Annotated in this window: 20 protein-coding genes, 1 pseudogene and 1 riboswitch; of the genes and pseudogenes, 2 read left to right on the top strand and 19 right to left on the bottom strand. The window is 36.6% G+C overall.

All coding sequences use genetic code 11. The features are described from left to right. From uvrB to G4D61_RS04350, 9 genes are all read right to left on the bottom strand, one after another. Complete coding sequence (gene uvrB / locus G4D61_RS04390) at positions 1–1,983, bottom strand: excinuclease ABC subunit UvrB (RefSeq protein WP_025727148.1); 1,983 nt, start codon at positions 1,981–1,983, stop codon at positions 1–3. A gap of 256 nt (positions 1,984–2,239) precedes the next feature. Continuing rightward, positions 2,240–2,491, bottom strand: a complete 252-nt coding sequence (locus G4D61_RS04385; protein WP_025727149.1) for a CsbA family protein — start codon at positions 2,489–2,491, stop codon at positions 2,240–2,242. Between the two features lie 146 nt (positions 2,492–2,637). Next, the gene (locus G4D61_RS04380; RefSeq protein WP_025727150.1) at positions 2,638–3,282 is read right to left on the bottom strand and encodes an HD domain-containing protein; all 645 of its coding nucleotides are present in this window, start codon (positions 3,280–3,282) and stop codon (positions 2,638–2,640) included. A 213-nt stretch (positions 3,283–3,495) separates the two neighbouring features. Beyond that, complete coding sequence (gene phoU / locus G4D61_RS04375) at positions 3,496–4,149, bottom strand: phosphate signaling complex protein PhoU (RefSeq protein WP_025727151.1); 654 nt, start codon at positions 4,147–4,149, stop codon at positions 3,496–3,498. Positions 4,150–4,170: 21 nt separating this feature from the next. Continuing rightward, the gene (pstB, locus tag G4D61_RS04370; protein ID WP_163173321.1) at positions 4,171–4,956 is read right to left on the bottom strand and encodes a phosphate ABC transporter ATP-binding protein PstB; all 786 of its coding nucleotides are present in this window, start codon (positions 4,954–4,956) and stop codon (positions 4,171–4,173) included. 38 nt (positions 4,957–4,994) lie between these two features. After that, on the bottom strand, positions 4,995–5,831 hold the full coding sequence (pstB, locus tag G4D61_RS04365; protein WP_163173319.1) for a phosphate ABC transporter ATP-binding protein PstB: 837 nt from the start codon (positions 5,829–5,831) through the stop codon (positions 4,995–4,997). Positions 5,832–5,847: 16 nt separating this feature from the next. Next, positions 5,848–6,732, bottom strand: a complete 885-nt coding sequence (pstA, locus tag G4D61_RS04360; RefSeq protein ID WP_035353059.1) for a phosphate ABC transporter permease PstA — start codon at positions 6,730–6,732, stop codon at positions 5,848–5,850. Then, positions 6,732–7,670 carry a phosphate ABC transporter permease subunit PstC gene (gene pstC, locus G4D61_RS04355; protein WP_035353056.1) on the bottom strand — a complete coding sequence of 313 codons (939 nt, stop codon included), beginning with the start codon at positions 7,668–7,670 and terminating at the stop codon, positions 6,732–6,734. The genes pstA and pstC overlap by 1 nt, the downstream gene beginning before the upstream one ends. A gap of 86 nt (positions 7,671–7,756) precedes the next feature. Next, a complete protein-coding gene (locus G4D61_RS04350; protein WP_163173317.1) occupies positions 7,757–8,665 on the bottom strand; it encodes a phosphate ABC transporter substrate-binding protein in 909 nt (302 codons plus the stop codon). A gap of 210 nt (positions 8,666–8,875) precedes the next feature. Between G4D61_RS04350 and G4D61_RS04345 the strand changes: the two genes are divergently transcribed. Further along, positions 8,876–10,273 (top strand): protoporphyrinogen oxidase, encoded by a 1,398-nt coding sequence (locus G4D61_RS04345; RefSeq protein WP_035353053.1) that lies wholly within the window; start codon positions 8,876–8,878, stop codon positions 10,271–10,273. A 242-nt stretch (positions 10,274–10,515) separates the two neighbouring features. Here G4D61_RS04345 and G4D61_RS04340 read toward each other — a convergent pair. From G4D61_RS04340 to G4D61_RS04330, 3 genes and pseudogenes are all read right to left on the bottom strand, one after another. After that, positions 10,516–10,763: pseudogene (locus tag G4D61_RS04340) on the bottom strand (transposase); the annotation flags it as partial. 457 nt (positions 10,764–11,220) lie between these two features. Beyond that, a complete protein-coding gene (gene pnpS, locus G4D61_RS04335) occupies positions 11,221–12,996 on the bottom strand; it encodes a two-component system histidine kinase PnpS (protein WP_035353047.1) in 1,776 nt (591 codons plus the stop codon). Continuing rightward, positions 12,997–13,695, bottom strand: a complete 699-nt coding sequence (locus G4D61_RS04330; RefSeq protein WP_025727160.1) for a response regulator transcription factor — start codon at positions 13,693–13,695, stop codon at positions 12,997–12,999. 570 nt (positions 13,696–14,265) lie between these two features. On the opposite strand from G4D61_RS04330, the gene G4D61_RS04325 reads away from it, so the two are divergent. Then, positions 14,266–14,502, top strand: coding sequence for a ferredoxin family protein (locus G4D61_RS04325; RefSeq protein WP_025727161.1), 237 nt, complete (start codon positions 14,266–14,268; stop codon positions 14,500–14,502). A gap of 683 nt (positions 14,503–15,185) precedes the next feature. Here G4D61_RS04325 and G4D61_RS04320 read toward each other — a convergent pair. From G4D61_RS04320 to G4D61_RS04290, 7 genes are all read right to left on the bottom strand, one after another. Beyond that, positions 15,186–16,379 carry a PDZ domain-containing protein gene (locus tag G4D61_RS04320; protein WP_025727162.1) on the bottom strand — a complete coding sequence of 398 codons (1,194 nt, stop codon included), beginning with the start codon at positions 16,377–16,379 and terminating at the stop codon, positions 15,186–15,188. A gap of 205 nt (positions 16,380–16,584) precedes the next feature. Then, positions 16,585–18,030 carry a S41 family peptidase gene (locus G4D61_RS04315; RefSeq protein ID WP_025727163.1) on the bottom strand — a complete coding sequence of 482 codons (1,446 nt, stop codon included), beginning with the start codon at positions 18,028–18,030 and terminating at the stop codon, positions 16,585–16,587. A gap of 134 nt (positions 18,031–18,164) precedes the next feature. Next, the gene (locus G4D61_RS04310) at positions 18,165–19,151 is read right to left on the bottom strand and encodes a homoserine dehydrogenase family protein (RefSeq protein ID WP_035353044.1); all 987 of its coding nucleotides are present in this window, start codon (positions 19,149–19,151) and stop codon (positions 18,165–18,167) included. A 7-nt stretch (positions 19,152–19,158) separates the two neighbouring features. Beyond that, entirely contained in the window at positions 19,159–20,217 is a 1,059-nt protein-coding gene (gene metX, locus G4D61_RS04305) for a homoserine O-acetyltransferase MetX (RefSeq protein WP_235929318.1), read from the bottom strand. A gap of 22 nt (positions 20,218–20,239) precedes the next feature. Then, complete coding sequence (locus G4D61_RS04300) at positions 20,240–21,541, bottom strand: O-acetylhomoserine aminocarboxypropyltransferase/cysteine synthase family protein (protein WP_025727166.1); 1,302 nt, start codon at positions 21,539–21,541, stop codon at positions 20,240–20,242. Between the two features lie 149 nt (positions 21,542–21,690). Continuing rightward, positions 21,691–21,800: riboswitch (SAM riboswitch) on the bottom strand. A 122-nt stretch (positions 21,801–21,922) separates the two neighbouring features. Then, positions 21,923–23,365 carry a cardiolipin synthase gene (gene cls, locus G4D61_RS04295; RefSeq protein WP_025727167.1) on the bottom strand — a complete coding sequence of 481 codons (1,443 nt, stop codon included), beginning with the start codon at positions 23,363–23,365 and terminating at the stop codon, positions 21,923–21,925. A 533-nt stretch (positions 23,366–23,898) separates the two neighbouring features. After that, positions 23,899–25,212, bottom strand: coding sequence for a murein hydrolase activator EnvC family protein (locus G4D61_RS04290; protein WP_163173313.1), 1,314 nt, complete (start codon positions 25,210–25,212; stop codon positions 23,899–23,901). Positions 25,213–25,243 lie beyond the last annotated feature (31 nt).

Below are 25,243 nucleotides of genomic sequence, written 5' to 3'. Positions count from 1 at the left end.
TCATCCTTCCGCTTTTAAATCTAAAAGGGTATCTCGAAGTTTCGCAGCCGTCTCAAAATCTAACGCTTTTGCCGCTTCCTTCATTTTTTCTTCTAATTCAACAATCAGCTTCTCACGTTCTTCTGCTGTCATTGCTTTACTTGTTTCTGCTGCTTCATACGTTTCTGTTTCTTCTGCTACGTATGTGGCATGAATCGTATCGCGAATGTCTTTTTGAATCGTTTTAGGTGTAATACCATGTTGCTCATTATATTCTTCTTGAATCTTGCGGCGACGTTTCGTCTCCTCAATCGCTTTTTTCATTGAGTCTGTTATCTTATCAGCATACATGATTACTTGACCGTTTGCATTTCGAGCTGCACGACCAATTGTCTGAATCAATGAACGTTCCGAACGTAAAAATCCTTCCTTATCAGCATCTAATATCGCGACAAGGGAGACCTCAGGAATATCAAGCCCTTCCCGGAGCAAATTAATGCCAACAAGGACATCATATTTGCCAAGACGAAGATCGCGAATAATTTCAATTCTTTCTAAAGTTTTAATCTCAGAATGTAAATATTGAACTTTAATACCAATTTCCTTTAAATAATCGGTTAAATCCTCCGACATTTTCTTTGTTAATGTTGTAATTAAAACTCTTTCCTTCTTTGCAATTCGCTCATTAATTTCGGAAAGCAAGTCATCAATTTGTCCTTCAATCGGACGAACATCAATCATCGGATCTAATAATCCTGTTGGACGGATAATTTGCTCAACAACTTGTGGTGTATGCTCTAATTCATAAGGACCTGGTGTTGCAGATACATACACAATTTGGGAAATATGATCCTCAAACTCTTCAAAGCGAAGAGGACGGTTATCCAATGCTGATGGAAGCCGAAAACCATGGTCGACGAGAACTTGTTTCCTTGCTTGGTCACCGTTATACATCCCGCGAATCTGTGGTATCGTAACATGCGATTCATCTATTACAAGTAGGAAATCTTTTGGAAAATAATCAAGTAATGTGTATGGTGTTGCACCTGGCGGACGTAATGTTAAGTGGCGGGAATAGTTTTCAATACCAGAACAAAATCCCATTTCCCTCATCATTTCTAAATCATAATTAGTCCGCTGCTCTAAGCGTTGCGCTTCTAATAATTTTCCAGCGTCCCTCATTACTTTTAATCTTTCCTCTAACTCCTTTTCAATGTTTTGAATCGCGATTTTCATTTTTTCTTCTCGTGTAACGAAGTGAGAAGCCGGAAAAATTGCTACATGGTCACGATCAGCAATAATTTCCCCAGTAAGTGCATCTACTTCCCTTATCCGATCAATTTCATCTCCAAAAAATTCGATGCGAATACAATGTTCATCACGGGAAGCAGGGAAGATTTCAACTACATCACCGCGAACACGGAAAGTTCCACGTTGGAAATCAATATCGTTTCTTGCATACTGAATATCGACGAGTTTACTTAATAATCGATTTCGCTCAATCTCCATCCCTACTCTTAACGACACAACTAAATCACGGTACTCCTCTGGTGAACCTAAACCATAAATACAGGAGACACTGGCGATAATAATGACATCATTCCGTTCGAATAAGCTAGAGGTGGCAGAATGCCGTAACTTATCTATCTCATCATTAATGCTTGCATCTTTTTCAATATATGTATCTGTTTGCGGTACATAAGCCTCAGGCTGATAATAGTCATAATAACTGACAAAATACTCAACTGCATTATTTGGAAAAAACTCTTTAAATTCACTATAAAGCTGACCGGCCAATGTCTTATTATGTGCAATAATGAGTGTAGGTTTATTTACTTCTTTAATTACATTCGAAATCGTAAAGGTCTTTCCTGTCCCTGTTGCCCCAAGCAATGTTTGATGTTTTTTACCTGTGCGGATCCCTTCAACGAGTTGACGAATTGCTTCAGGCTGATCTCCTTGAGGTTGATATTTTGAAACGAGCTGAAATGGATGTTGTTCCAACGAAAGACCTCCTTTTTGTTTGATTTGTCTCTTTCTCTTTTTCCTTTTATATCAGTCATTTCCTATTTTTATAGTTTTTATTTTACCACAAACAAAATAGGAATAATCAATAAATACGAACAAATTTTCCCCTTTTTTTAAAAAACAACGGGTGTTTTAGATGTAATTGATCCATTGTTTCGTTTATTTCGCTCTAATCGATGCTTTTAAATAGAAAACAGCGGTAGGGACATTCATCCTTACCGCATGTTTTCAACTATTTCAATCTGCGTTCTCGCTGTTTCTTTTTTTGTTTATGTAACATGATGTTAGCAAAATAAAATCCGATCGTCAAAGAAGCTGCATCGATAAGAAACAGAAGCCAAGTATGGGTGTATCCTTTATAAACGGATGCCACAATAAGTGCGACAGATAGAATAAGACCAACTACTTGGTTAAAGGTAACTCTTGAAAAGAAAATGACAAGGAAACACGGAAAAAAGACAGCAGCCAATACTTTGTCAATCATTTAAGATCACTCCAACTAATAAATTCACTAAGGAATTAAATATATGTAAATACAATATGTCTTCTGCAATAGATGAATAAAAAGATGATTATCTTTATTTTTTTATATATCATGAAAAAATACAAGAAAAAATCATTGAAAATGAATTATTTTTCGAATTCATTTTCAATGATTTTATTCGTAATGGCTCGAAGTTCGCTTTGTTCAATAAAACGTTCCGATAAAATCTCAGGCAAAATATGTTTTAAAAAGTATTGTACCGATGCCATATCAGAAAATTGCAAGATCGTTCGCAAAGATTCCTCATAAATTTCTTGGAAGAGCGGTTCAGGATTCCCTTTTTGAATCTCACCAAATGATTCATATAATAGGTCTACTTTATCCGCAACAGATAATATTTTCCCCTCGAGTGTATCATCTTTTCCTTCCTTAAATCTGTTTAAATAAATATCACGAAATTCCTTTGGAAACTCTCGTAAAATAAAATTTTTTGTCATTTCCTCTTCAACTTGGGTAAATAATCTGTGTAATTCTGCGGATGAATATTTTACAGGTGTTTTAATATCTCCTGTAAATAGTTCAGGATAATCATGGTTGATTGCTTTTTCATATAATGCCCGCCAATCTACTTGCTGCCCCGCATTTTCTTCAACTGTTCCAAAAAACTGTGCAATTTTCGTTACTTTAAAAGAATGACTTGCAACTGAATGTTCTTGAAATTTAAATTTTCCAGGACATCGATAGATTTTCTCAAGATCTGACAACGTTTTAAAATAATGGTGCACACCCATGAAATTCACTCCTTATAAAGAATGATGACTTTTTTCTAAAAGTCTGAATCTTATTGTTAGCAATAGAACTTTGTCCAAGTATTGCAATAAAACCCTCTTTTACATCTTATGATGATGTGTGGTGATCAGCTTGTGTATATTGCATAATATTCTAAAAAAAAATAAACCCAGCGTCAAGGTTTCTGGATTTATTCATCGTCCACATTGCTATATTTAATTTAAATCAACAAGAGATCCAGTCTTTAAATACACGATCCACTCGCAAACATTTGTAACGTAATCACCGATCCGTTCTAAATGCTGAACAACAAGCAATAGATAAGATGCTTGTTGAATATTAGATTGATCATGTTTCATAAGTTCTACAAGTTCTGAAAAAGTCAATTTAAAGTCTCGATCAATATCATCATCTCTTTTAGAAACCTCAATTGCTTTTGTTTCATCAAGTGCAATAAAGGCATCAAGCCCCTCGTGAACCATTGATTTTACAGTATTAGCCATTTCTTGGATTTGGGTATACATATGAATAGCTGGTTCATATCTTAATGTTCCTGTCGTCTTGGCGATACTTACAGCATGATCCCCTATTCGTTCTAAATCAGTAGAAACCTTTAGCATCGTTGCAATTAAACGTAAATCCTTGCCAACTGGTTGTTGGGTTGCAATTAATTCAAAGCATTTTTTCTCAATCTCTATTTCAAAATCATTAATCTTCTGATCTTCCAAGATCACTTCATTCGCTATCGTACTGTCTTTTTCAATAAAAGATTGCACACTTTTATAAATAGCCTCTTCCACTAGCAACCCCATTTTAAATAAAGTTTCATGCAATTCTAGCAACCGATCTTCGAACATTCGTCTGACCATGAATAGCCCCCTTCCTTGGCATTACCCAAAACGTCCAGAAATATAGTCTTCCGTTTCTTGAAATTGAGGATTGGTAAATAATTTTTTCGTCTCAGCAAATTCTACAATTTTTCCATTTAAAAAGAATGCGGTTTGATCAGAAACACGTGCTGCTTGCTGCATGCTATGTGTAACAACAACGATTGTATAGGACTTTTTCAACTCCAGCATCAATTCCTCGATTTTCGCAGTTGCTATTGGGTCAAGTGCAGATGCAGGTTCATCCATTAAAATGATAGCTGGTTCAACTGCTAGTACTCTCGCAATGACTAATCTTTGTTGCTGTCCGCCAGATAGACCAATAGCCGAAGCATGCAAACGGTCTTTCACTTCATCCCATAAAGCCGCATAGCGTAAACTTTTTTCAACAATTTCATCTAATACTTTTTTTCGTTTAATCCCATGGATGCGAGGGCCGTATGCAACATTATCATAAATTGACATTGGAAACGGATTTGCACGTTGGAAAACCATCCCAACATTTTTCCGTAAATTAACAATATCTATTTTTGAATCATAAATTTGCTGATTCTCAATGAAAATATTTCCTTCTACCCGGAATCCAGGAACTTGATCATTCATACGATTTAAAGTACGTAGAAAAGTAGATTTTCCACAGCCAGACGGACCTATTAACGCTGTTACTTGATTTCTTTTAACCTCTAAATCTATTTGATGTAATGCTTGATAATCGTTATAAAATACATTTACATGTTGAGCATGAATGGCTGTATCTTTCTCTGTAGCTTGCTTCAATAAAGTCATCATCATCTATTCTCCTTACACATGACATGAATGATCAAAAATCAACCGAAATTTCCCGAAATATAATTTTCTGTTTGTTTTTGTTTTGGATTCGTAAACATTACTGAAGTTTCATCGACTTCAATTAAATTTCCCATGTAAAAGAATGCTGTATAATCTGAAATACGTGCAGCCTGTTGCATATTGTGAGTCACGATTGCCACAGTGTAATCTTGTTTTAACTCTCTAATTAATTCTTCAATTTTTCCGGTTGAAACTGGGTCTAAAGCAGATGCTGGTTCATCAAGTAATAATACATCTGGTTCCATTGCTAAAGCTCTCGCAATACAAAGGCGCTGTTGCTGACCGCCTGAAAGTGCTAGTGCAGATTTGTGCAGTCTATCTTTTACTTCATCCCAAATCGCTGCTTTTCGTAAACTTTCCTCTACAATTTGATCTAATACTACTTTCTTTTTAACGCCATGATGTTTCGGACCAAATGCAATATTTTCATAAATAGACTTAGCAAACGGATTTGGCTTTTGAAATACCATGCCAATATGCTTCCGTATCATAAAAATATCAGCATGATTCGTATTCAAGTTAGATCCTCGATAAAGAATATCTCCTTTTACTCGACACCCTGCCACTTCATCATTCATACGATTTAAACTGCGCAAAAATGTTGATTTTCCACAGCCAGATGGTCCTATTAGAGCTGTTACATGATTTTTTGGAAAGGATAAACTAACACCGTGCAGCGCTTCTTTCTCTCCATAAAAAACTCGTAAATCCTTTGTTTCTAAAATATTTTCCTTTGGCTTTGTTTCTTTTTCAAAAGAAACAGCTTGCGTCTCCCAATATTCGTTTTTAGGCTTCATTAATGTTGTTGTCGCCATAATTAGCGCCTCCTTTTTAACTTGCTGTCATACGCTTATGAATGATTTTTCCAATTAAACGAGCGGTTATATTAAACAAAAGAATAAAAATAATGAGAACAGCAGATGCACCGCTAGAAATTGCAGCCGCATCAGGCATAATCCCTTCACCGTTTATTTTCCAAATATGGACGGCCAACGTTTCAGCAGGACGTAACGGATTTAAAGGAGAAGTGCTATTCAATGGATTCCAATTATGAAAATCTAAGTTTGGCGAACTCATACCCGCTGTATAAATAAGTGCTGCAGCTTCTCCAAATATTCTCCCTGATGCAAGAATAACGCCTGTGACAATACCTGGTAAGGCAGCTGGCAGTAAAATATGTTTGATTGTTTCCCATTTTGAAATTCCTAAAGCTAAGCCTGCCTCTTTCTGTAGTGATGACACACCTCTTAATGAATCTTCGACAACTCGCACCATAAGCGGCAAGTTAAAAAGTGTTAAAGCAAATGCACCTGATAGAATGGAGAACCCCCATCCCATTGTTAACACAAAGAATAAAAACCCAAACAATCCAACAACTATAGATGGCAGTGATGAAAGAACCTCTATAGCTGTACGCAGTATATCGGTCACAAGATTCTTTTTCGCGTATTCAGCCATATAAATGCCTGCACCTAATGAAAGTGGAATACTAATGATCAAAGTTAACACTAATAAATAGAAGGAATTAAATAGTTGCGGACCAATTCCCCCGCCTTTAGCAAATGTTTGCGGCGGTGAAGTAATAAATGACCAGCTAATGTGAGAAAGGCCATGAACTAAAATGTAGCCCAATAAGCTAACAAGCAAGCATACAATAAACAATGCAATGGCGTATAACACTGTAGTTGCGACGCGATCTGCTATTTTTGCTTTCATTAATATGTCCTCCTGCGTCCTAAAATTCTAACGATGATGATAAAAATTAATGACATGAGCAGTAAAATAAGTGCGAGCGTCCATAAAGCATTATTTTCTACTTGCCCCATGACCGTATTCCCCATTCCCATTGTTAAAATACTAGTCAATGTTGAGGAAGGTTCAAATAACGAAGTTGGTATAACAGTAGAGTTTCCAATTACCATTTGAACAGCAAGTGCTTCACCGAAGGCGCGTGCCATTCCGAAAATAATGGCAGTCAAAATTCCTTGACGAGCAGTTTTTAAAACAACTTTATAAATCGTTTGCCATCTTGTTGCTCCTAGCGCTAAAGATGCTTCGCGTAATGATGCTGGTACCGCACGGATGGCATCAACCGATAAACTCATCATCGTCGGCAAAATCATAATGGTTAATACAACAGTTCCTGCTGCAATACCAAATCCACTGCCAGATACGTGTTCGCGAATAAACGGTACAATAACACTTAAACCGACAAATCCATATACAACCGAAGGAATTCCAACTAATAATTCAATAACAGGCTGTAACATTTTTTGACCAATTCTTGCAGAAATCTCGGTCATAAATACGGCCCCACCAATCGCTAACGGTGCACAAATGATTGCAGCCATAAACGTAACCGCAAAAGATCCAATAATCATTGGCAATGCACCTAATGCTGGCGCCCCTGTCTTATCGGTTTTTCCTGGATCCCAGTTTGTTCCAGTGAAAAATTCAATGACATTTGCTTTGTTCACAAAAAATGTACTCAAACCTTTAGAAGCGACAAAAACGAGCATTGATACAGCGATGATAACCATTATGGCAATACAAGCAAATGTAATCATTTTACCGCGTCTTTCAACACTTCTTTTTGATTGAGATGTTTTGTTTTTACTCTCAATTTCTGTCCACTTTAGCGCCTTTTCGTTCAAACTGTTTCCCCTCTCTTTCACATAAGAAAACGGACATAAGTGCAGGGGTTAAATCCCCTGCTACTCATATCTGTTTTTTAAATCTTTTATTTCTTTGTAATGTTGCCTTTAGCATCTTTTTCTACTTTCATATCTGCTACAGACATGTAACCTAATTTTGGAACAAGTTTTGTTTGCACATCATCTGAAAGCATATAATCTAAAAATGCTTTTGTGAGTCCTTTTGCTTCACCATTTGTGTACATATGTTCATAAGCCCAAATTTTCCATTTGTTTGTTTGAACATTGGCTTCAGTTGGCTTAACATTATCTACATTCAGAGCTAACACTTTATCGTTTAGGTAAGAGAATGCAAGATAACTAATTGCTCCAGGTGTTTCACTTACGATTTTTTGAACAGTACCAGAAGAATCTTGTTCTTGTGATTTTACAGGTGTAGCACCATCAAGCGCTGTTTTTTCAAATACAGCCCGTGTACCAGAACCTTCAGCACGATTAATAATCACGATTTTTTGGTCAGCACCGCCGACTTCTTTCCAGTTTTTAATTTTTCCTGTAAAAATATCAATCAATTGTTTTTTAGTTAAGTTTTTAACACCTACATTTTTATTTGCAACTGGTGCAAATCCGACAACTGCTACTTTATGATCTACTAGTTTACTAGCGTCAATGCCATCTTTTTCTTCAGCGAAAACGTCGGAGTTACCGATGTCAACTGCACCTTCATCAGCTTTACTTAAACCAGTGCCACTTCCTCCACCTTGAACATTAATTGTTGTTCCAGAGTGATTATTCATATATTCTGTGGCTGCTTCCTGTACTAATGGTTGTAAAGCAGTCGAACCTACTGCTGTAATTGATCCAGTAGCATTGGAAGAAGAGCTACTTTTTTTGTTGCTTCCACTAGAACTACTAGAAGAACTGTTTCCACAACCCGCTGCAATAATTGCAAAAATGCATAGAAAACTAAATAAAGCAACAAACTTCTTTCTCATCTTTTTGCCCCCTAAGGTTTATGTGTGAATGAATCTTACAAAACTAAATATAGTAGAATGGTATTAAGCCTATATGAATGAAATGTTAAGAATTTGTAAAGATGATTAGTAGAAACGGCACGGTGTCACATTACGGACAAATTCAACATCAGCATAAAAGGATTAATTGATATATAATAAGAGGACAAAGAATTAAAAGGAGAGAAGGACTTGAAAACAGTCGTAGTGATTGGTGGTGGTATTACAGGCCTCACCATGATGTATGAACTTCAAAAATTAAAAAAGAACGCTCAGCTTGATTTACATTTAACATTAGTAGAAGAAAATGCAAGTTTAGGCGGAAAGATTAGTACCGTTCATAACGGGGAATTTATAATGGAAACTGGAGCAGATTCCATCGTCGCTCGTAAAAAAGGTGTAAGTGAGCTTTTAGAGGAATTGCAGTTACAAAATGACGTTGTCTATAATGATGTTGGAAAATCTTATCTTTATCAGCAGCAGCAATTAAAGCCCATACCAGAAGATACCGTTTTTGGAATTCCTACTAGTATTGAATCACTTTTTCGAAGCGAATTAGTCTCGACAAAAGGAAAAGTGGTCGCATTGAAAGATTTGATTACAAAGAACGCTACATTTACAAAAGATAGCTCAGTAGGTGAATTTCTTGAGCAATTTTTTGGCAAGGAATTAGTTCAATATCAAATCGCTCCAGTTTTATCGGGTGTTTATTCAGGGAAACTACATGAACTCACGTTAGCAACAACACTACCGTTTCTTGTAGATTATAAAAATGAATATGGAAGCATCATCCGTGGGTTTCACCATCATCGGCAGCAATTTTTATCTGCTGATCGGAAAAAATTTATTTCTTTTAGAAACGGTCTTTCTACGCTTATTGATCGTCTAGAAGAAACATTAGTAGATGCGACCATTTTAAAAAATACGAGAGCACTCAAAATTGAACGGCAACATAAAGGTTATACAATTTCACTTTCAAATGATCGCCATATTACAGCAGACTATATCGTATTAGCAACTCCTCATACAGTTGCACAGTCACTGTTAAACAATCCATCATTAGATGCTGAGTTTAATCAACTAAAAACAGCATCACTCATTAGTGTATATCTCGGTTTTGATCTTCCTGACTCAATTCTTCCTAGTGATGGTACAGGATTTATTGTCCCTGAAAATAGTGACTTAGTTTGCAACGCTTGTACATGGACAAGCAGAAAATGGTCGCATACTTCAGAACGTAAACAGTTATTATTACGACTTTTTTATAAAAATTCTGATCCAAAAGTATATGATATGCTTAATCATCTATCAAAGGAAGAGCTTGTTAAGATCGCATTAAAAGATGTAGAAAAAAGTCTTCATATTACCGGTCAACCAGTGACAGCTGAAGTAACAAAATGGCACCAAAAAATGCCAAAATATGATTTGAATCATCGAAAAACGATTGATTCATTAAATCAAAAACTGAAAGCAAGCGATCCAAATGTTTTATTAGCAGGCTGTTCCTATTATGGTGTAGGTCTAGCAGATTGTATGTTAAACGGCAAACATATTGCGGAACAAATAATTGACCTCGTAAAAAAAATCTGACAATGTCAGACTTCAAATTGTCGACAAAAGACATCGAGAGCACTTACTCCCGATGTCTTTTATCATTTTTGAATGGAATTGCGGTAAAAACCGTTGATTTCCGCTCCAGGTGCTTGCTTTCCGGGGGGCGTTCGCCAAGCCTCCTCGTCGCTAACGCTCCTGCGGGGTCTCGTCTGTAACGCTAATCCCCCAGGAGTCAAGCCCCTTCCGCTCCAATCAACTAGTCTATTCAAGTAAGTTACCATGTTTGTTTCTATTTCTTTAATAATGTGTCGCATAGGGCAAATACCGAATACATATTCATTTTAAGCATCACTACAGGGTTGATACTCCGACGAACGAATGGTGAGTAGAGATTTTCAACTAATAGATAAATGAAGGAGAAATCGATAGCAGCTTCAACCTTACGTACCAAATGATCTTGCAGTATTAACTGGTCTATTGTGAGCATTTCTAATCTATCTCTCTCAGTCATATTGTTTCTCGTCATTTATTTTCCATCATCTCATTATATCTCTCATAAAATACTTTATATAAAAAAGACTGTAGACAAAACTTAAAAGTGGTAGCTAAAGCCGAACATTGCACTGGGAAACTCACCAGCCGCCTGCGGAAAGTGAAGGATATTTCCAGAGCGGGGTTGGAGCGCAATATTCGGGGTTTCTTTAGTTAATATACTTTTGTCCCAGTCTCTTTGGCTTTTAAGTTTGCCGTTCCCTCTTTATGTTAGATAGATGGTGGTTTTCCAAAGTGTACCGCTCGCTTTCCGCGGGCAAGCGCCGAGCCGCTTCGTCGCTGCATTCTTGCATGGTCTCGCCTGTCTTGCTTTTCCCGCAGGAGTCGAGCGGACGCTTCTCCAAACCAGTGGAATGTTTGCTTTTAAAATGTTTTTTTATCTAAGATCATCCATTACTCTTCATAGAATAAAAACAAAAAGTCTGACGATGTCAGACTTTTTGTTTTTTCGGTAATGTAATTGTAAACGTGGTCCCTTTACCTTCCTCACTTTGAACAGCAATTTTCCCTTGCGATGACTCAACAAGATGTTTTACGATTGCTAGTCCTAAGCCTGTTCCCCCAGATTGACGGGAACGTGCCTTATCTACGCGATAGAAGCGTTCAAATATACGTGGTAAATCGGTTTCTGAAATACCGATTCCTGTATCACGAACGATTAGATCAAGATCTGATGTTCTTTCCTGCACTTCAATTTGGATAAGACCTTTTTCAGGGGTATAGGCAATGGCGTTTGTAACAAGATTTAAGATGATTTGTTGAAGACGGTCTTTGTCAGCTTCCATCATAACCTCATGCTGTGTAGGAAGCAAAACAGTTAATTGCTTTGCTTGAATACGCTCTTGCGTTGTTGCAATTGTCTCATGAATAACTTGGATTAAATCAAGTGAATGTACTTTAAGCGGAATACGATGCTGCTCAATTTTTGATAAATCAAGAATGTCTGAAATTAAACGATGAAGGCGATCGCTTTCATCATAAATAATTTTAAGAAATGATTGACAAGTTTCTTCATCTTGTATTGCACCATCGAGTAATGTTTCAGCGAATCCTTTAATTGACGTGATCGGTGTTTTTAATTCATGTGAAACATTTGCTACAAACTCACTACGGATTTTTTCCAAGCGGCGTATATCCGTAATATCATGTAAAACAGTTACAATACCTTTTATACTGCCTTTATCATCTAAGTACGGTGCTACATGAGCATCTAGAATCCTTTCAGTTGGATAGTATAAATGCACTTCATCATGCATACTCTTTCGATCATGAAAAGCATAGTCAATTAATTGACTTAAACCAAAATTTTTCCATGCCTCAATATGTCGCTTCCCTATTAATTGTGCAGATGTCATTCCTGTTAATTTTTCCATCGCACGATTCACAAGTACAATTTGTGCTGTTGCATCGATTAGCATGACACCACTAACCATATTTTCTAAAACAGCCGTTAATCTTTGTTGATTTTCCTTAATCTCATCCATTTGCTGTTTTAAATTTTCCGCCAAATCATTAATGGCACCCGTTAATTGTTTGAGCTCACCACTCGCTTTTACATGCACGCGGCTATCATAATCCTTTTCCATAAGTCTGGTACTTACTTCAATGCTTGCTTCAATTGGTCGGGTAAATCGTTTAGCAATTCTGAAACCTATTATTGCAGCAATAACAAAAGCGATGAGCAATGCGCAAGCTAGACTAATCCATAGCCTTCGTAATACCGTCTCAATTTTTTCTAGAGAAATGGCGATTCTTACAACAGCAACTGTTTTTCCGTGATATTTAAGCGGATGAGCAACATACAACATACTATAGCCGAGTGTTTTGCTAGGCCGAATAGACTCTCCGCGTGAAAGATGTTGATCAACAACTTCCCTAAATTCGGGACGATTCGCATGATTTTCCATTTTTGTAGGATCTTTATAAGAATCAGCTAACACTTTACCGTTCAAATTAATAATCGTTACACGCGGTTCATAAGTAGAGTAATTATGTGCAATTTTTTCCTGCAGTAAGCCTGGTTTTTTACTTAATTTTTCAATATTCATCGTCTTTGACAATAATTTCGCGTCTTGAGCTAATTGAGTTCTTGTCATATCCATATATGTATTTTTAACTAAATCAGCAATAAAAAGGCCTATCGTAAGTAAAACAACTGCTAGCAATGTTAAAAAAGTAAACGTAATGCGTATCCATAATTTATTCATTTACATAACTTCCATTTTATATCCAAAACCTCTAACTGTTTTGATATATTTTGGTTGCTTCGTATCTTCTTCAATTTTTTCACGTAAGTGACTAATATGAACATCCACTATACGAGTATCACCGGCAAAATCAAAGTTCCAGACGGCATCAAGTAGTTGATCACGGCTTAGGACTTTACCAGCATGATTTGCTAAATATAATAGCAATTCAAATTCTTTAGGAGTAAGATCTAATTTTTCCCCTTTATAAGTCGCTTCATATTGTTCAGGAAAAATGTCAAGAAAGCCTATATGAATCACATGGTCTGTTTTTACTTGCGTTTCATTTTCTGTTTTTGTTCTCCGTAAAATTGCTTTAATTCTTGCAATTACTTCACGTGGACTGAATGGTTTCGTTAAATAATCATCTGCCCCTAATTCTAGTCCTAGAATTTTATCTAACTCATCATCTTTTGCTGTTAACATGAGAATCGGTGTTGAAATTTTATCCTGCCGTAATTGTTTGCAAACATCCATCCCATCCATGCCTGGTAGCATTAAATCTAAAATAATGAAATCGAATGTGCCTTCTGCTGCCATTGTATATCCATCTATTCCATTATCTGCAGTCATTACTTCAAAGCCGTTTTTTTCTAAGTTGAACTTTAGTAATGTAACAATAGACGGTTCATCATCAACAACTAATATTCTTTTAGACAAAATAACCCCTTCTTTCTCAAACCCAATTTTCTTTTATTGTATCTTCTGTCTATTAAAATTGTAAAGCTACTCTATCATTTGATCGCACACAATTTGAAGCAAATACTTACATATTGACTGCAATGTTTCAAATATTAACAGGGATACATAGAGAAATGTTTAAAAAGAAATAATATAAAAAGATACCTTTTAATATTAAATTCATTCACATTTTTTCACACTTATATTTATATTAAAGAAGTGATTTCCACTTCAATCAACAAGTCATTCTGTTTAAAATAGGGGGTTATTTTTGCTAAGGTGTTGATTTTCGCTTCGGGATGACTCTCTTTCCGCGGGCTGATCCCAGACCTCCTCGCTTGCTCTGCCAACTCTATGAACAGCTTGATTGAATTACTAAACAAGTTTATGTAAACAGCTTTTCAAAAATTTTTTTATAAGAATTGTTTCATTTTACTAGAAGATGGTATATTATGATATACTAATGAAGGATTAAATGAGGCATGTTGTTGCCTTGTTTTTATGTATTTTAAAATTAATGGTAATAAAAATAAAAAGGTGGTTTAAAAAATGGCGTTTGTAATCACTTCACCGTGTGAAAACGAAAAAGCTGCTGAATGCGTTGACGTTTGTCCAGTTGACTGTATATCTGAAGGAAAAGATATGTTCTATATCGATCCAGATATTTGTATCGACTGTGGCGCATGCCAAGCCGTTTGTCCGGTAGAAGCAATTTATCATGAAGAAGAATTAGAAGAAAAAGATATGGTCTATTTAGAAAAGGCACGTGAATTTTTCACGTCTTGATCAATGTGCGAGAATCACAAACAAGTGATTCTCGCTTTTTTTAATTCTTTTGTCCTTAACGTGATGATTGTATTCCTTTTTCTATTTCTTTTACCCTTTCAGCTACTGACACTAGTCCGTCCACTGAAAGGATATCAATAACTTGGATTTAAATAAATAATATGGTGATCTTTATAGGCGTTCAATTTTCAACCAGTTTATAGTTGATTCTCATTCTCATCTTCTATTTTATAGATATTAAAAACCAATGTCAATTAGTAATTGAGAATTAATCTCATTTAATTCAAACGATTTCTCTTAAATTGGAATTGAGTCGAAAATTTTTTAGCGTGAGTGAATGAATGTTTGCGCTTCTTTAAGGAGAAGAGATGATTTACGCCAAGGATCTGAGAGATCTTCGCTACATGGCCTTGCGTTCTATTATTAATAAATAGGGACAAAATAAACTAAGAGGCTGGGACAAAAGTATATTATACTCCAACCCCGCCCCGGAAATATACTTCGCTTTCTGCATGGTCTCACCAATGCCTATCCTCCCGCAGAAGTCTACATATATTTTCGGAGCTAATTTGTGCAATGTTCGCGTCTTTAACTAATCACTTTTGAGTTTTGTCCAGCCTCTTTTTTAATACATTAGATTTTCCATACAAGTTATAATTGATTCAAGAATAAAGCCTGAAAACTTAAGAATAATGTTTTTCTGAATCCCAATCGGGTTTTTCATCCAATGTTAATAAGCCTAATTCATGATGATCCCCCACAAATAATGCTCCTTGGGCAAAACGAATTTCATTATGAATGTCCAAAACCTCAAGCTTACAAAAGGCGGGATTGATTTGCAACGCTTGATAAAACTCATCTTTATGACGAACCATTTTTCCATTACATTTTTGAATGATTTCACCTTTTTCCAAGCCCATTTTATCTGCAGGAGAACCGGGAATCACAGCTAACACCATTAATCCTTTTTTCTGTGGTGTAAAATAATACGGGGCTGCATTTTCTCGCATTCGGTGCCCTAAAGAGATAAACCCTCTTAGTAAGATGGCAACAAATGCTGCAACAATACTAAAAATAGGATACCAATATCCTGCTGCAGCAATAATAATCGTTAATATCCCTACTAAGCACACTTGTTTGCTTACACGGTCAATCGCTTGTTGCGGCAAAGTGCTTTGAATCTGCTGTTGAAATCCAAGGAGAAAAGGAACTAGCACAAAAGAAAAAGAATGCCCACCCCACGAAATAACTGGCCACCAATCAACAAACGATGTAAGTGGGCCAAGTGGCAACAAGCATAATACCGGAACAAGCCAAATCCGTTTTGCTTGAAATGCACCAACGGTGAAGCCTCTTCGACTTTTGCGTAATTTAGGTGATAATTGTTTTGCACCGTTTTGGCGCATAAGCCAGCCTTCGACAATCATGAATAATCCTAGTAATATCGCAAAACCAGTGTACATATGATAAGATACTGCCTGTACAATGTTACTTAGGGAAGAGATCGGAACAATCCTTAGTAAAAATAATAGAATAAGCGCCGTCCCCATTGTGAATGCTGGAGATAAATATCGAAATTGACCTATAAGCGAAAATAGAATCGTTACAATCGTGACAGCAACAATAAAGGGATAGGCAATTGTATACCCGGTTACGACCGACACTATTGAAAGAATAAGACCGGCAAGTAGTCCAAGTGGAAATAAAAACTTAAGTTCTTGAAATATCGAGAATAAACGCACATGAAAATCTTTACGTTCTCTTTTCACACGTAAATAGCCTGTAAAAATAGCTATTAAAATGGCATAATAAACAATTGGCTGCAGAAAAAATCGTACAACCCCTTTTAGCAACTCTTCTATCCATATTTGTCCCAAAGATAATCACCTTCCATCTTGCACACAATCCTTCTATACCTTATTTTAACAGATATATAGACTAAAACCTATCCATCTTGGAATAACACTTACAATCTTTTTGACGGGGCTCCATTTATTTTTGATCAACATAATTTGAAATAAAGTGAAATCGGCTTCTATAAAAAAACAGATACTTTGAGAAAAGTATCTGTCTTTCATCATCTTAGTTTTTATTAAAATATTTCAATGCAACTTGCAATTGAAGATCATTTTTTTCCTTCTTCATTGCTGCGAGAATAGCTTGTTCTAACTGCGTTGCTGTCTTTTCATCAATTTCCCCTGTCACTTTCAGGCCTTTTTTATACTGGAATGCTTTTACAGAATTCTCGGTCTGCAAGTCAAAATAACCATCTTCTCTACCAGGGACAAAACCAAGTCCTTTTAACATTTGCTGAGCAATTTTCACCTGATCATTGTTCATATCTGGTGACAAGGTTTTCTTTACATTTAACGTATGCACATTAAAATAATCAGGTTGTTTTACGGCAATTGTAGGTTCTATGCCTTTATGGTGAATCCAATTTCCGTCTGGTGTTAACCATTTGAACATCGTCAGCTTAATCGTACCGCCATCTTCCATCGGCACTGCTTCTTGAACTGTCCCTTTTCCGAATGTCTTTTCACCAATTAATGGATAACCATCGGCTTCTTTTAAAGCAGCTGCTAAAATTTCTGAAGCAGACGCACTTCCTTTATCCACTAACACAACGATTGGATATGATTTTTTCTTTTTCAAATGAGATACGTATTGGACTTTATGTCCATTTCGCTCTTCTATTTGAAAATATGGTTTCCCTTCTGGTACAAATTGCTTAAGGATCGCCTCAACACTTGATAAAAGTCCGCCTGGATTTCCCCGAACATCAATAATCAGCCCTTGCATATTCTCCTTCTCAAGCTTACTTAAAGCTTTATTAAAATCTTCAGCTGTGTTTTTCGAGAATTGTGTAATATCAATATAGCCAATTGGTTTTTTATTTTCATATTTAAGATCCGAATAAACAGTATCTAATGGAATATCATCACGCTTCACTTTTACAGCTATCCGTTTATCCGAGCCTTCTCTTATAATTTCAAGGTTCACAGCCGTTCCTTTTTTTCCGCGAATGAGCGTTGTTGCTTCGTATAGATCAAGACCGTCTGTACTTTTTCCATTAATCTTTGAAATCACATCTCCTGGTCTTAACCCTGCTTTTTCAGCTGGTGAATTTTTATATGGTGATACAATCATAATCTTTCCATTTTTTTTCGTAATTTCTGTTCCGATCCCTTGAAATGAGGAATCAAGAGAGTCATTAAATTGGCTGGCAGTTTCTTTATCCATGTAAACAGAGTATGGATCCTTTAAAGTACTGACCATCCCTTGAATCGCGCCTTCTACTAAGTCATTTTCATTAACCTTTTGTACATATTGACTTTTTATTAAATCATAGGCTTGAGCGATTTTCGTTAAATCTTCACTGCTCATTTGCATTGATTTTGATTGTGGCTGCTGAGATGCTTCAGGTTCTTTGTGGGCTTCTTCCATCCATTTCGTTCCTACATATGTACTGCCCGCACCAGTAAGTAAAGAACCTGAAATTACAAGCGCTAACCATTTTCGCTTCATACAAGTCTTGTCCTCCCTGCCAAAAGTGTCCGATACTAAGACACTTTCAAATTCTTTAATTCAATATATGTGCAAGAAGGACAAGTTATGTTCTCTTATAATAAAAATGATCAATTCAAAGGGTTATAATGATATCAAATGTTTAAGGTAAATTGGTAACGAGGAATTTGGTAGCCACTTACGAAATCTTCAATCATCGCACTCGCTGTTGGAAATTTACCAGCGCCAGGACCAGAAATGGTGATTTTATCAACTAAACTGGCATAGATCGTGACAGCATTTTCAACACCTTCGATAGAATAGAGGGCATGATCCGGAGCAACTAAAACTGGTTTCACAGAAGCTTTTAGCGTTCGACCATATCGGTATATGTCTGCGATATGTTTATACCTTAAATGTTGAGTTTTTGCTGCTTGAATATCTTCAACAGTAATATGTTGGATACCTTCAACTTCCACTGCATCCCAATCAGGCTGAGCACCAAAGACAAGATCACTTAAAATCATTAACTTAAAAAAGGCATCCTTTCCTTCAATATCATTTGCGGGATCTGCTTCAGCATATCCATGAAGTTGAGCACTTTCTAAAGCCTTTTGAAAAGAAAGTCCTTTTTCTCTCATTTCTGTTAAAATAAAATTGGATGTGCCGTTTAAAACAGCTTGCACACGTTGAATATCATTCACTTGCAATTGCTGGCTAATCGTACGAATAATCGGTACCCCGCCTGCTGTTGTTGCCTCATATCCTACATACACATTCTTCTTTCTTCCCTTTTCAAGTAATAATTTACCATACTTGGCAAACATCACTTTATTAGCCGTAATGACATGGCAGCCTTTTTCAATTGCTTTTGATAAATATGTAAAACTTGGTGTCTCACCAACAATTGCTTCAAATACAACATCAAGGTCTGGAATGTTAAGAATATCTTCGAAATTCGTTGTAATTAAAACAGATGGGTCAATTTCTCTTTTTTTATATGGCTCTTTAATTAAAACGGCAACAATTTCAACCTCTGCAACTAATCGCTCCTGCAGCTTTTCTTGGTGGCTTTTTATTGCTTCATATACACCTTGACCGACCGTACCGAATCCAAGCAATGCAGCTTTTATTTTCGTCATTGTTCGCCTACCCCCAAACTTGAATCTTACTTTCTTCTTGTAACGCTTCCCGTACAATGTGTCCCCAATTTTCAAATTCAACTAAAAAACCATCATGCCCAAACTTTGTTGGAACAAAATGATATTCACTATCCGGAACTTCACGAGCGAACGCCTCAATATCTTCAGGTCGGAAAATTAAATCATGCTGAAATCCAAAAGCAATTAATTTCGCTTTATATTGCGAAGCAGCCTTTTTCCATCCTCCTCTTCCTTTGCCGATATCATGACTATTCATCGCCCGCAGTAAGTATAAATAGCTATTCGCATCAAATCGCTCCGTTAATTTTTTTCCTTGATATCGCATATATGATGATACTTCATACGAAGAAAATTTATTGTGATTATCCTCCGCTATTTTTCTATTAAACCTACTTTCAAATAATGGAGCACTTCGATAGCTGACCATTCCAACCATTCTCGCAATTTCAAGGCCTTTTACATCCTCTGAAGATTGATAATAGCCATTTTTCCATCCTGGGTCATTTTCAATCGCTGTAATCCCAATTTCATTAAAGGCAATACCATAATCACTATAGTAAGGGGTTGAAGCAAACAACAGTAATTGGTCCATATCATTCGGGTACAGAAGTCCCCACTCTAGTACTTGCATGCCGCCAAGAGAACCTCCGATCACAGCTTTAACTCTATTCACACCAAGGGCTAGCAATGCCCTTTTTTGTGCATGAACCATATCTCGAATCGTAATAAATGGGAAATCCATTCGATACGGACGAGACGTTTCTGGATTAATTGATTGTGGGCCAGTGCTTCCATAACAACTGCCAAGTACATTGAAGGTTATGACTTGATATTGATTCGTATCAATATATTTTCCTGGCCCAATTAATCCATCCCACCATCCCGGTTCCTCGCTCGTTCCAACCGTGTACTGGCTTCCTGTTAATGCATGACAGACTAAAATAATCGGCGCGTCCATAGGGCCACGCCGTTCATAAGCTAGTTCTGCATGAGGGATGGTTTCTCCGTTTTCCAATAATAAAGTACCAATTTCTACCTTTTCCATCCTTCTTCCCCCCATACAGTTTTTATGATTTCACTGCTAGTTGCTTTGCTTTTTCAATTGCTTGATTTAAATCAGCTTTCAAATCTTCAACATTTTCTAGGCCGACAGATAGTCGAATCAAGTCTTCACTTACACCGGATTTTTTAAGTTCTTCATCACTTAATTGTGAGTGTGTCGTTGTTGCCGGATGAATAATTAACGACTTCGCATCACCGACATTGGCAACATGTGACCATAGACTGATATGATCAATCACTCTTCTTCCAACTTCACGTCCGCCTTTCACCCCGAAGTTAACCATTGATCCAAATCCACCATTAAAATATTTCTTTGCCAATTCATGTGATGGATGATCTTTAAGACCTGGATAATTCACCCAAGCAACATCAGGATGATTTTGTAAAAATTCCGCAATTTCCAAAGCGTTTCTATTATGTCTTTCAACACGTAAATGCAATGTTTCAAGTCCTTGTAAAAATAAGAATGCATTATCAGGGCTTAGGGCAGGGCCTAAATCACGAAGTAATTGAACACGGAGCTTCGTCGCAAACGCTGCCTCTGCCGTATCTACTCCGTAACGAAGTCCGTGATAACTTGGATCCGGCTCACTAAAGTCAGGGAATTTTTCTGTATTCCAATCAAAATGACCGCCATCCACAACAATTCCGCCAATTGCCGTTCCATGTCCACCAATCCATTTTGTTGCCGAATGAACAACGACATCTGCACCAGATTGAATCGGATTTGTTAAGTATGGTGTAGCAAACGTACTATCAACAATTAATGGAACACCATTTTCGTGGGCTATATTCGCAATTGCTTCCACATCTAATACCTGCAAGCTTGGATTTCCAATAATTTCTCCGAAGAATGCCTTCGTCTTTGGTGTAACAGCTTTTCTAAAGTTTTCGGGATCAGAGGCATCAACAAATTTTACTGTAATTCCGTAACGAGGAAGTGTTGCCGCAAATAGATTATAAGTTCCGCCATATAAATTACTAGCGGAAATAATTTCATCACCGGCTCTTGCAACGTTTAAAATGGAAAATCCAATTGCTGCAGCACCAGAAGATAAAGCAACTGCTGCTGTACCTCCTTCTAGCAATGCGACACGTTTTTCAAATACATCAACTGTTGGATTTCCAATCCGTGTATAAATGAAACCTTCTTCTGATAGATTAAATACACCTTGAGCATAATCGGTATCTTTAAACACATAAGAAGTAGTGCGGTATACAGGTACAGCGCGGGATCCTGTTGCAGAGTCTGGTTCTTGACCACCATGTAATAATAATGTTTCTGGACGTAATGATTCACTTGTCATCTTAAATTCCTCCTATTTGGTTTAAAATTATCTAGGAAAAATAGTATATCGACAATTCCGTCATATTAGGGCAGATCTAGAGGCTATGAAGAGAGGAAAAAGAAAAACCCTCTTCATAAGGAAGAGGGTTACAATTATGTAAAAACCTCCCCTTATCTTTCAGACCAAAGATCTGTAGGAATTAGCACCTTTTCAAGGATTTACCTTGAAGGTTGCCGGGCTTCGCAGGGCCTAGTCCCTCCGCCGCTCTCGATAAGAGTAATTGAATAATATTCTTAAATTTTAAATAGCTCTTGATTAGGATTATAGAAAACTATATCACAGTCGTCAACCCTTTTTTTTGAAAAAAATAAGATTTCAATAAATACAATAAACTCACAATTATAAAATAGGGGATAACAAACGAGAAATTGATTCTTTAAAACGGATCATGCTTGAGCGCTGCTGATATGCTTCAAAAGTCAATTCACTTGACTGTTCCATGTCTTCTCTAAAAATATTGGCTAACCGCGCCGCAAGATTTTGATCATACAATAGCGCATTCACTTCAAAATTTAATCGAAAGCTTCTAACATCAATATTAGCAGTTCCAACAGAAGCTATTTTTCCATCTACCACTAACATTTTTGCATGAATAAAGCCATTTTCATAAATATAAACTTTCACACCATTTTTTAATAGTTGACCGACATTCGAATAGGTCGCCCAATAAACGAACATGTGATCAGGTTTATTTGGAATCATTAAATGCACATCTACACCAGATAATGCTGCAATTTTGAGCGCATTTAACAAACTATCGTCAGGAATAAAATAGGGGGATTGCATATAAATATATTTTTTGGCAGAGTTAATCATTTTAATATAGCTATTTTTAATTTGTTCTGACTGTGAATCCGGTCCACTCGAAATAATTTGAATATCTGTCTCGCCTTTAGGAGGGATAACCGGGAAATAATGTTTTGCATTATGAATATCGTGTACAGATGCTTGATTCCAGTCCATAATAAATCTTGTCTGCATCCCATAAACTGCACGCCCGATAATACGCAAATGCGTATCTCGCCAGTAACCGAATCTTTTATTTAATCCTAAATATTCATCCCCAATATTAAAACCGCCAATATACCCAATTTGCCCGTCAATAATGGCCAACTTACGATGGTTGCGAAAGTTCACACGCAAATTGAACAACGGTATTTTGGCAGGAAAAAAGGCTGCCGCTTCGCCCCCTGCTTCGATAAGCGATTTAAAAAATTTCCGCGGTAATGTTCGTGATCCCATATCATCATATAATACCCGAACTTTGACACCTTCTTTTGCCTTCATCGTCAACAATTCAACTAAACTTTTTCCAAGTTGATCATTTCGAATAATATAATAAACAAGATGAATACTATCTTTGGCATTACGGATATCTTCAAACAATGCTTGAAATTTTTCTTTTCCATCTGTAAAAATATCAACATGGTTATCTTGTGACAAAATAGCGCCATCGTTCATCAGCAACATGTAAATAAGATCTTTATATTGAATCGTTCTTTCATCATGAAACGGAAATGAATTATTTTTCAGTAAGCTGATTTGATACTCGGAAATCTCTTTTATTCCGACTTTTTCTTGGACTTTCCAATCAAATATTTTTCTCCGGCTTAAATTTTGACCCAAAATTAAATAAAGTATAAATCCAACAACAGGTAAAAAGGACAAAACTAAAAGCCAAGCCCAAGTTGCACCAACATCACGCCGTTCTAGAAAAATAACGGTCCCTAATAAAATTAAGTTTAAAATTAAAAATAAAATTAATAATACTGTTAATATCATCGCATTCTCCTTTGTTAATGAACTAAATCGGACTGGGCGACACTGATCAAAATATCATATGTATCATAACACATAATCTTGTTTTTATCCTCTTGATCATTTCCGTTCATGTTTATCACCTAAAAGAAAGTGGTGCGTTTTTTAAATGGTGTGAGTTGATTTTCACTCATACTTGCCTTCTCCTCCAATTAACATTGTGTGCGGTTTAAGCGAATGAAATTTATTTCAAAGCAACTATCCTTATAAAATGTTATTTTTTTTTTTTGTAAATTTGGAGGTTCTTCATAAAAGTGGAGCAGATGATTTACGCTCCTGGATGCTCGCATTCCACGGACGGAAGCTGAGCCTCTTCGGTGCTGCACGCCTGTGGGGTCTCATCAATTCCGCTATTCCATTAGGAGTCACGCATCCTTCCACTCAATCAATTTTATTATGAGCGGTTTAAATGAGCCAGATGAAAAAGCATAAAAGTTACGAAACAGACTACACAAAAAAAGCCAGACACCATCTCTTAAATGATGTCCGACTTTTTATTAAAAGTTAATATAATTACGTGGATTTTGGGCGCCGTTATGTGGTGGTGGAGTCCATTGTCCATTATAAATTTCAAAATGTAAATGCGGTCCTGAGGATTCACCTGTCGATCCCATTGAGCCAATTTGCTGCCCTTTACTTACATGCTGACCAGCACTTACAGAATAAGAGCTTAAATGAGCATACACAGTTGTGTACAATTTACCACTTATATAATGGCTAATCATTACACAATTTCCATAAGATGATGAATGATAAGCTCTAAACACCACACCGTCAGCTGCTGCTACAACCGGGGTACCTGCACTATTTGCAATATCAATTCCCGGATGGAACCCAGAAAATTCACCAGACCGTTTACCAAATTCTGAGGAGATATAACCAGCGGCTGGCCTTGTAAATGCACCAGAGGAAACTTTTGGAAGGCTTCCACTAGAACTGTTTGTACTAGTATTAGAGCTGTTATCAGAACTGCTAGAGCTCGAACTAGCTTTAGCTTCTGCTGCTTTGGCAACCTTTTGCTCAGCTAATTCTTTTTTAGCAAGTTCCATCGCTTTTTCTATTGAAGCTTTTTGATCGGCTAAAATTTCTTGTTGCTCTTTAAGAGACATTTTCTCTTCTTCAAGATCATCTTTTTGCTTACTTAATTTTGCAACAAGGGCATTTTTCGCCGCCTGATCATCCTTTAATTTCGCTTTCATATCTTTTAAGTCTGCTAACATTGTTTGAAGATCAGCTAATTTCTTTTCAAATACAGACTGTTTATCTTGTAAATTCGCTTCATCTTGTTTTTGTTGGTCAATAATTTTTTGATCGGCATTTACAATAGTTCTTACTGCTGAAAGGCGATCAAAGAAATCACTTAAACTTTTTGAATCTAAAACAACACCAACGTAATCAACAGAGCCTCCGCCATTTTCCTGTATTGCCCGGGCACGCTCTTTTAAGACTTTATTTCTCTCTTCAATTCTATTTTTTAATTCAGAAATGTCTTTCTTTAATTGATCTATTTGTTGATTCGTATCATCAATTTCGTTCTGCTTACTGGATATTTTTTGATTGGCATCATCAATTTTTCCATTAAGTGCATCAAGCTGATCCTTTAATGATGATTGCTTGTCATTAATATCTGATATTTTACTATCTTTGTCATTGATTTTATCTTGAACATCAGAACTTTTATTTTCCACGTCTTGCTTTTTTTGTTGCAATTCCGATAAGCTCGCAGCAAATGCAGACAGGTGAGGCGCAAATATACTGCCCGCACAAATCGTACATACCGCAGCTAGCGACAGCATAGTACGTTTCCTCATGACTTTCCCCTTTCCCATTATGTATCCTAAA

It is taken from the genome of Heyndrickxia ginsengihumi (assembly GCF_011008565.1).
In the GTDB taxonomy this organism is placed as follows: domain Bacteria; phylum Bacillota; class Bacilli; order Bacillales; family Bacillaceae_C; genus Weizmannia; species Weizmannia ginsengihumi.
Note: the sequence above shows the minus strand (reverse complement) of the source record. Positions and strands in the feature narration are given on the sequence as shown.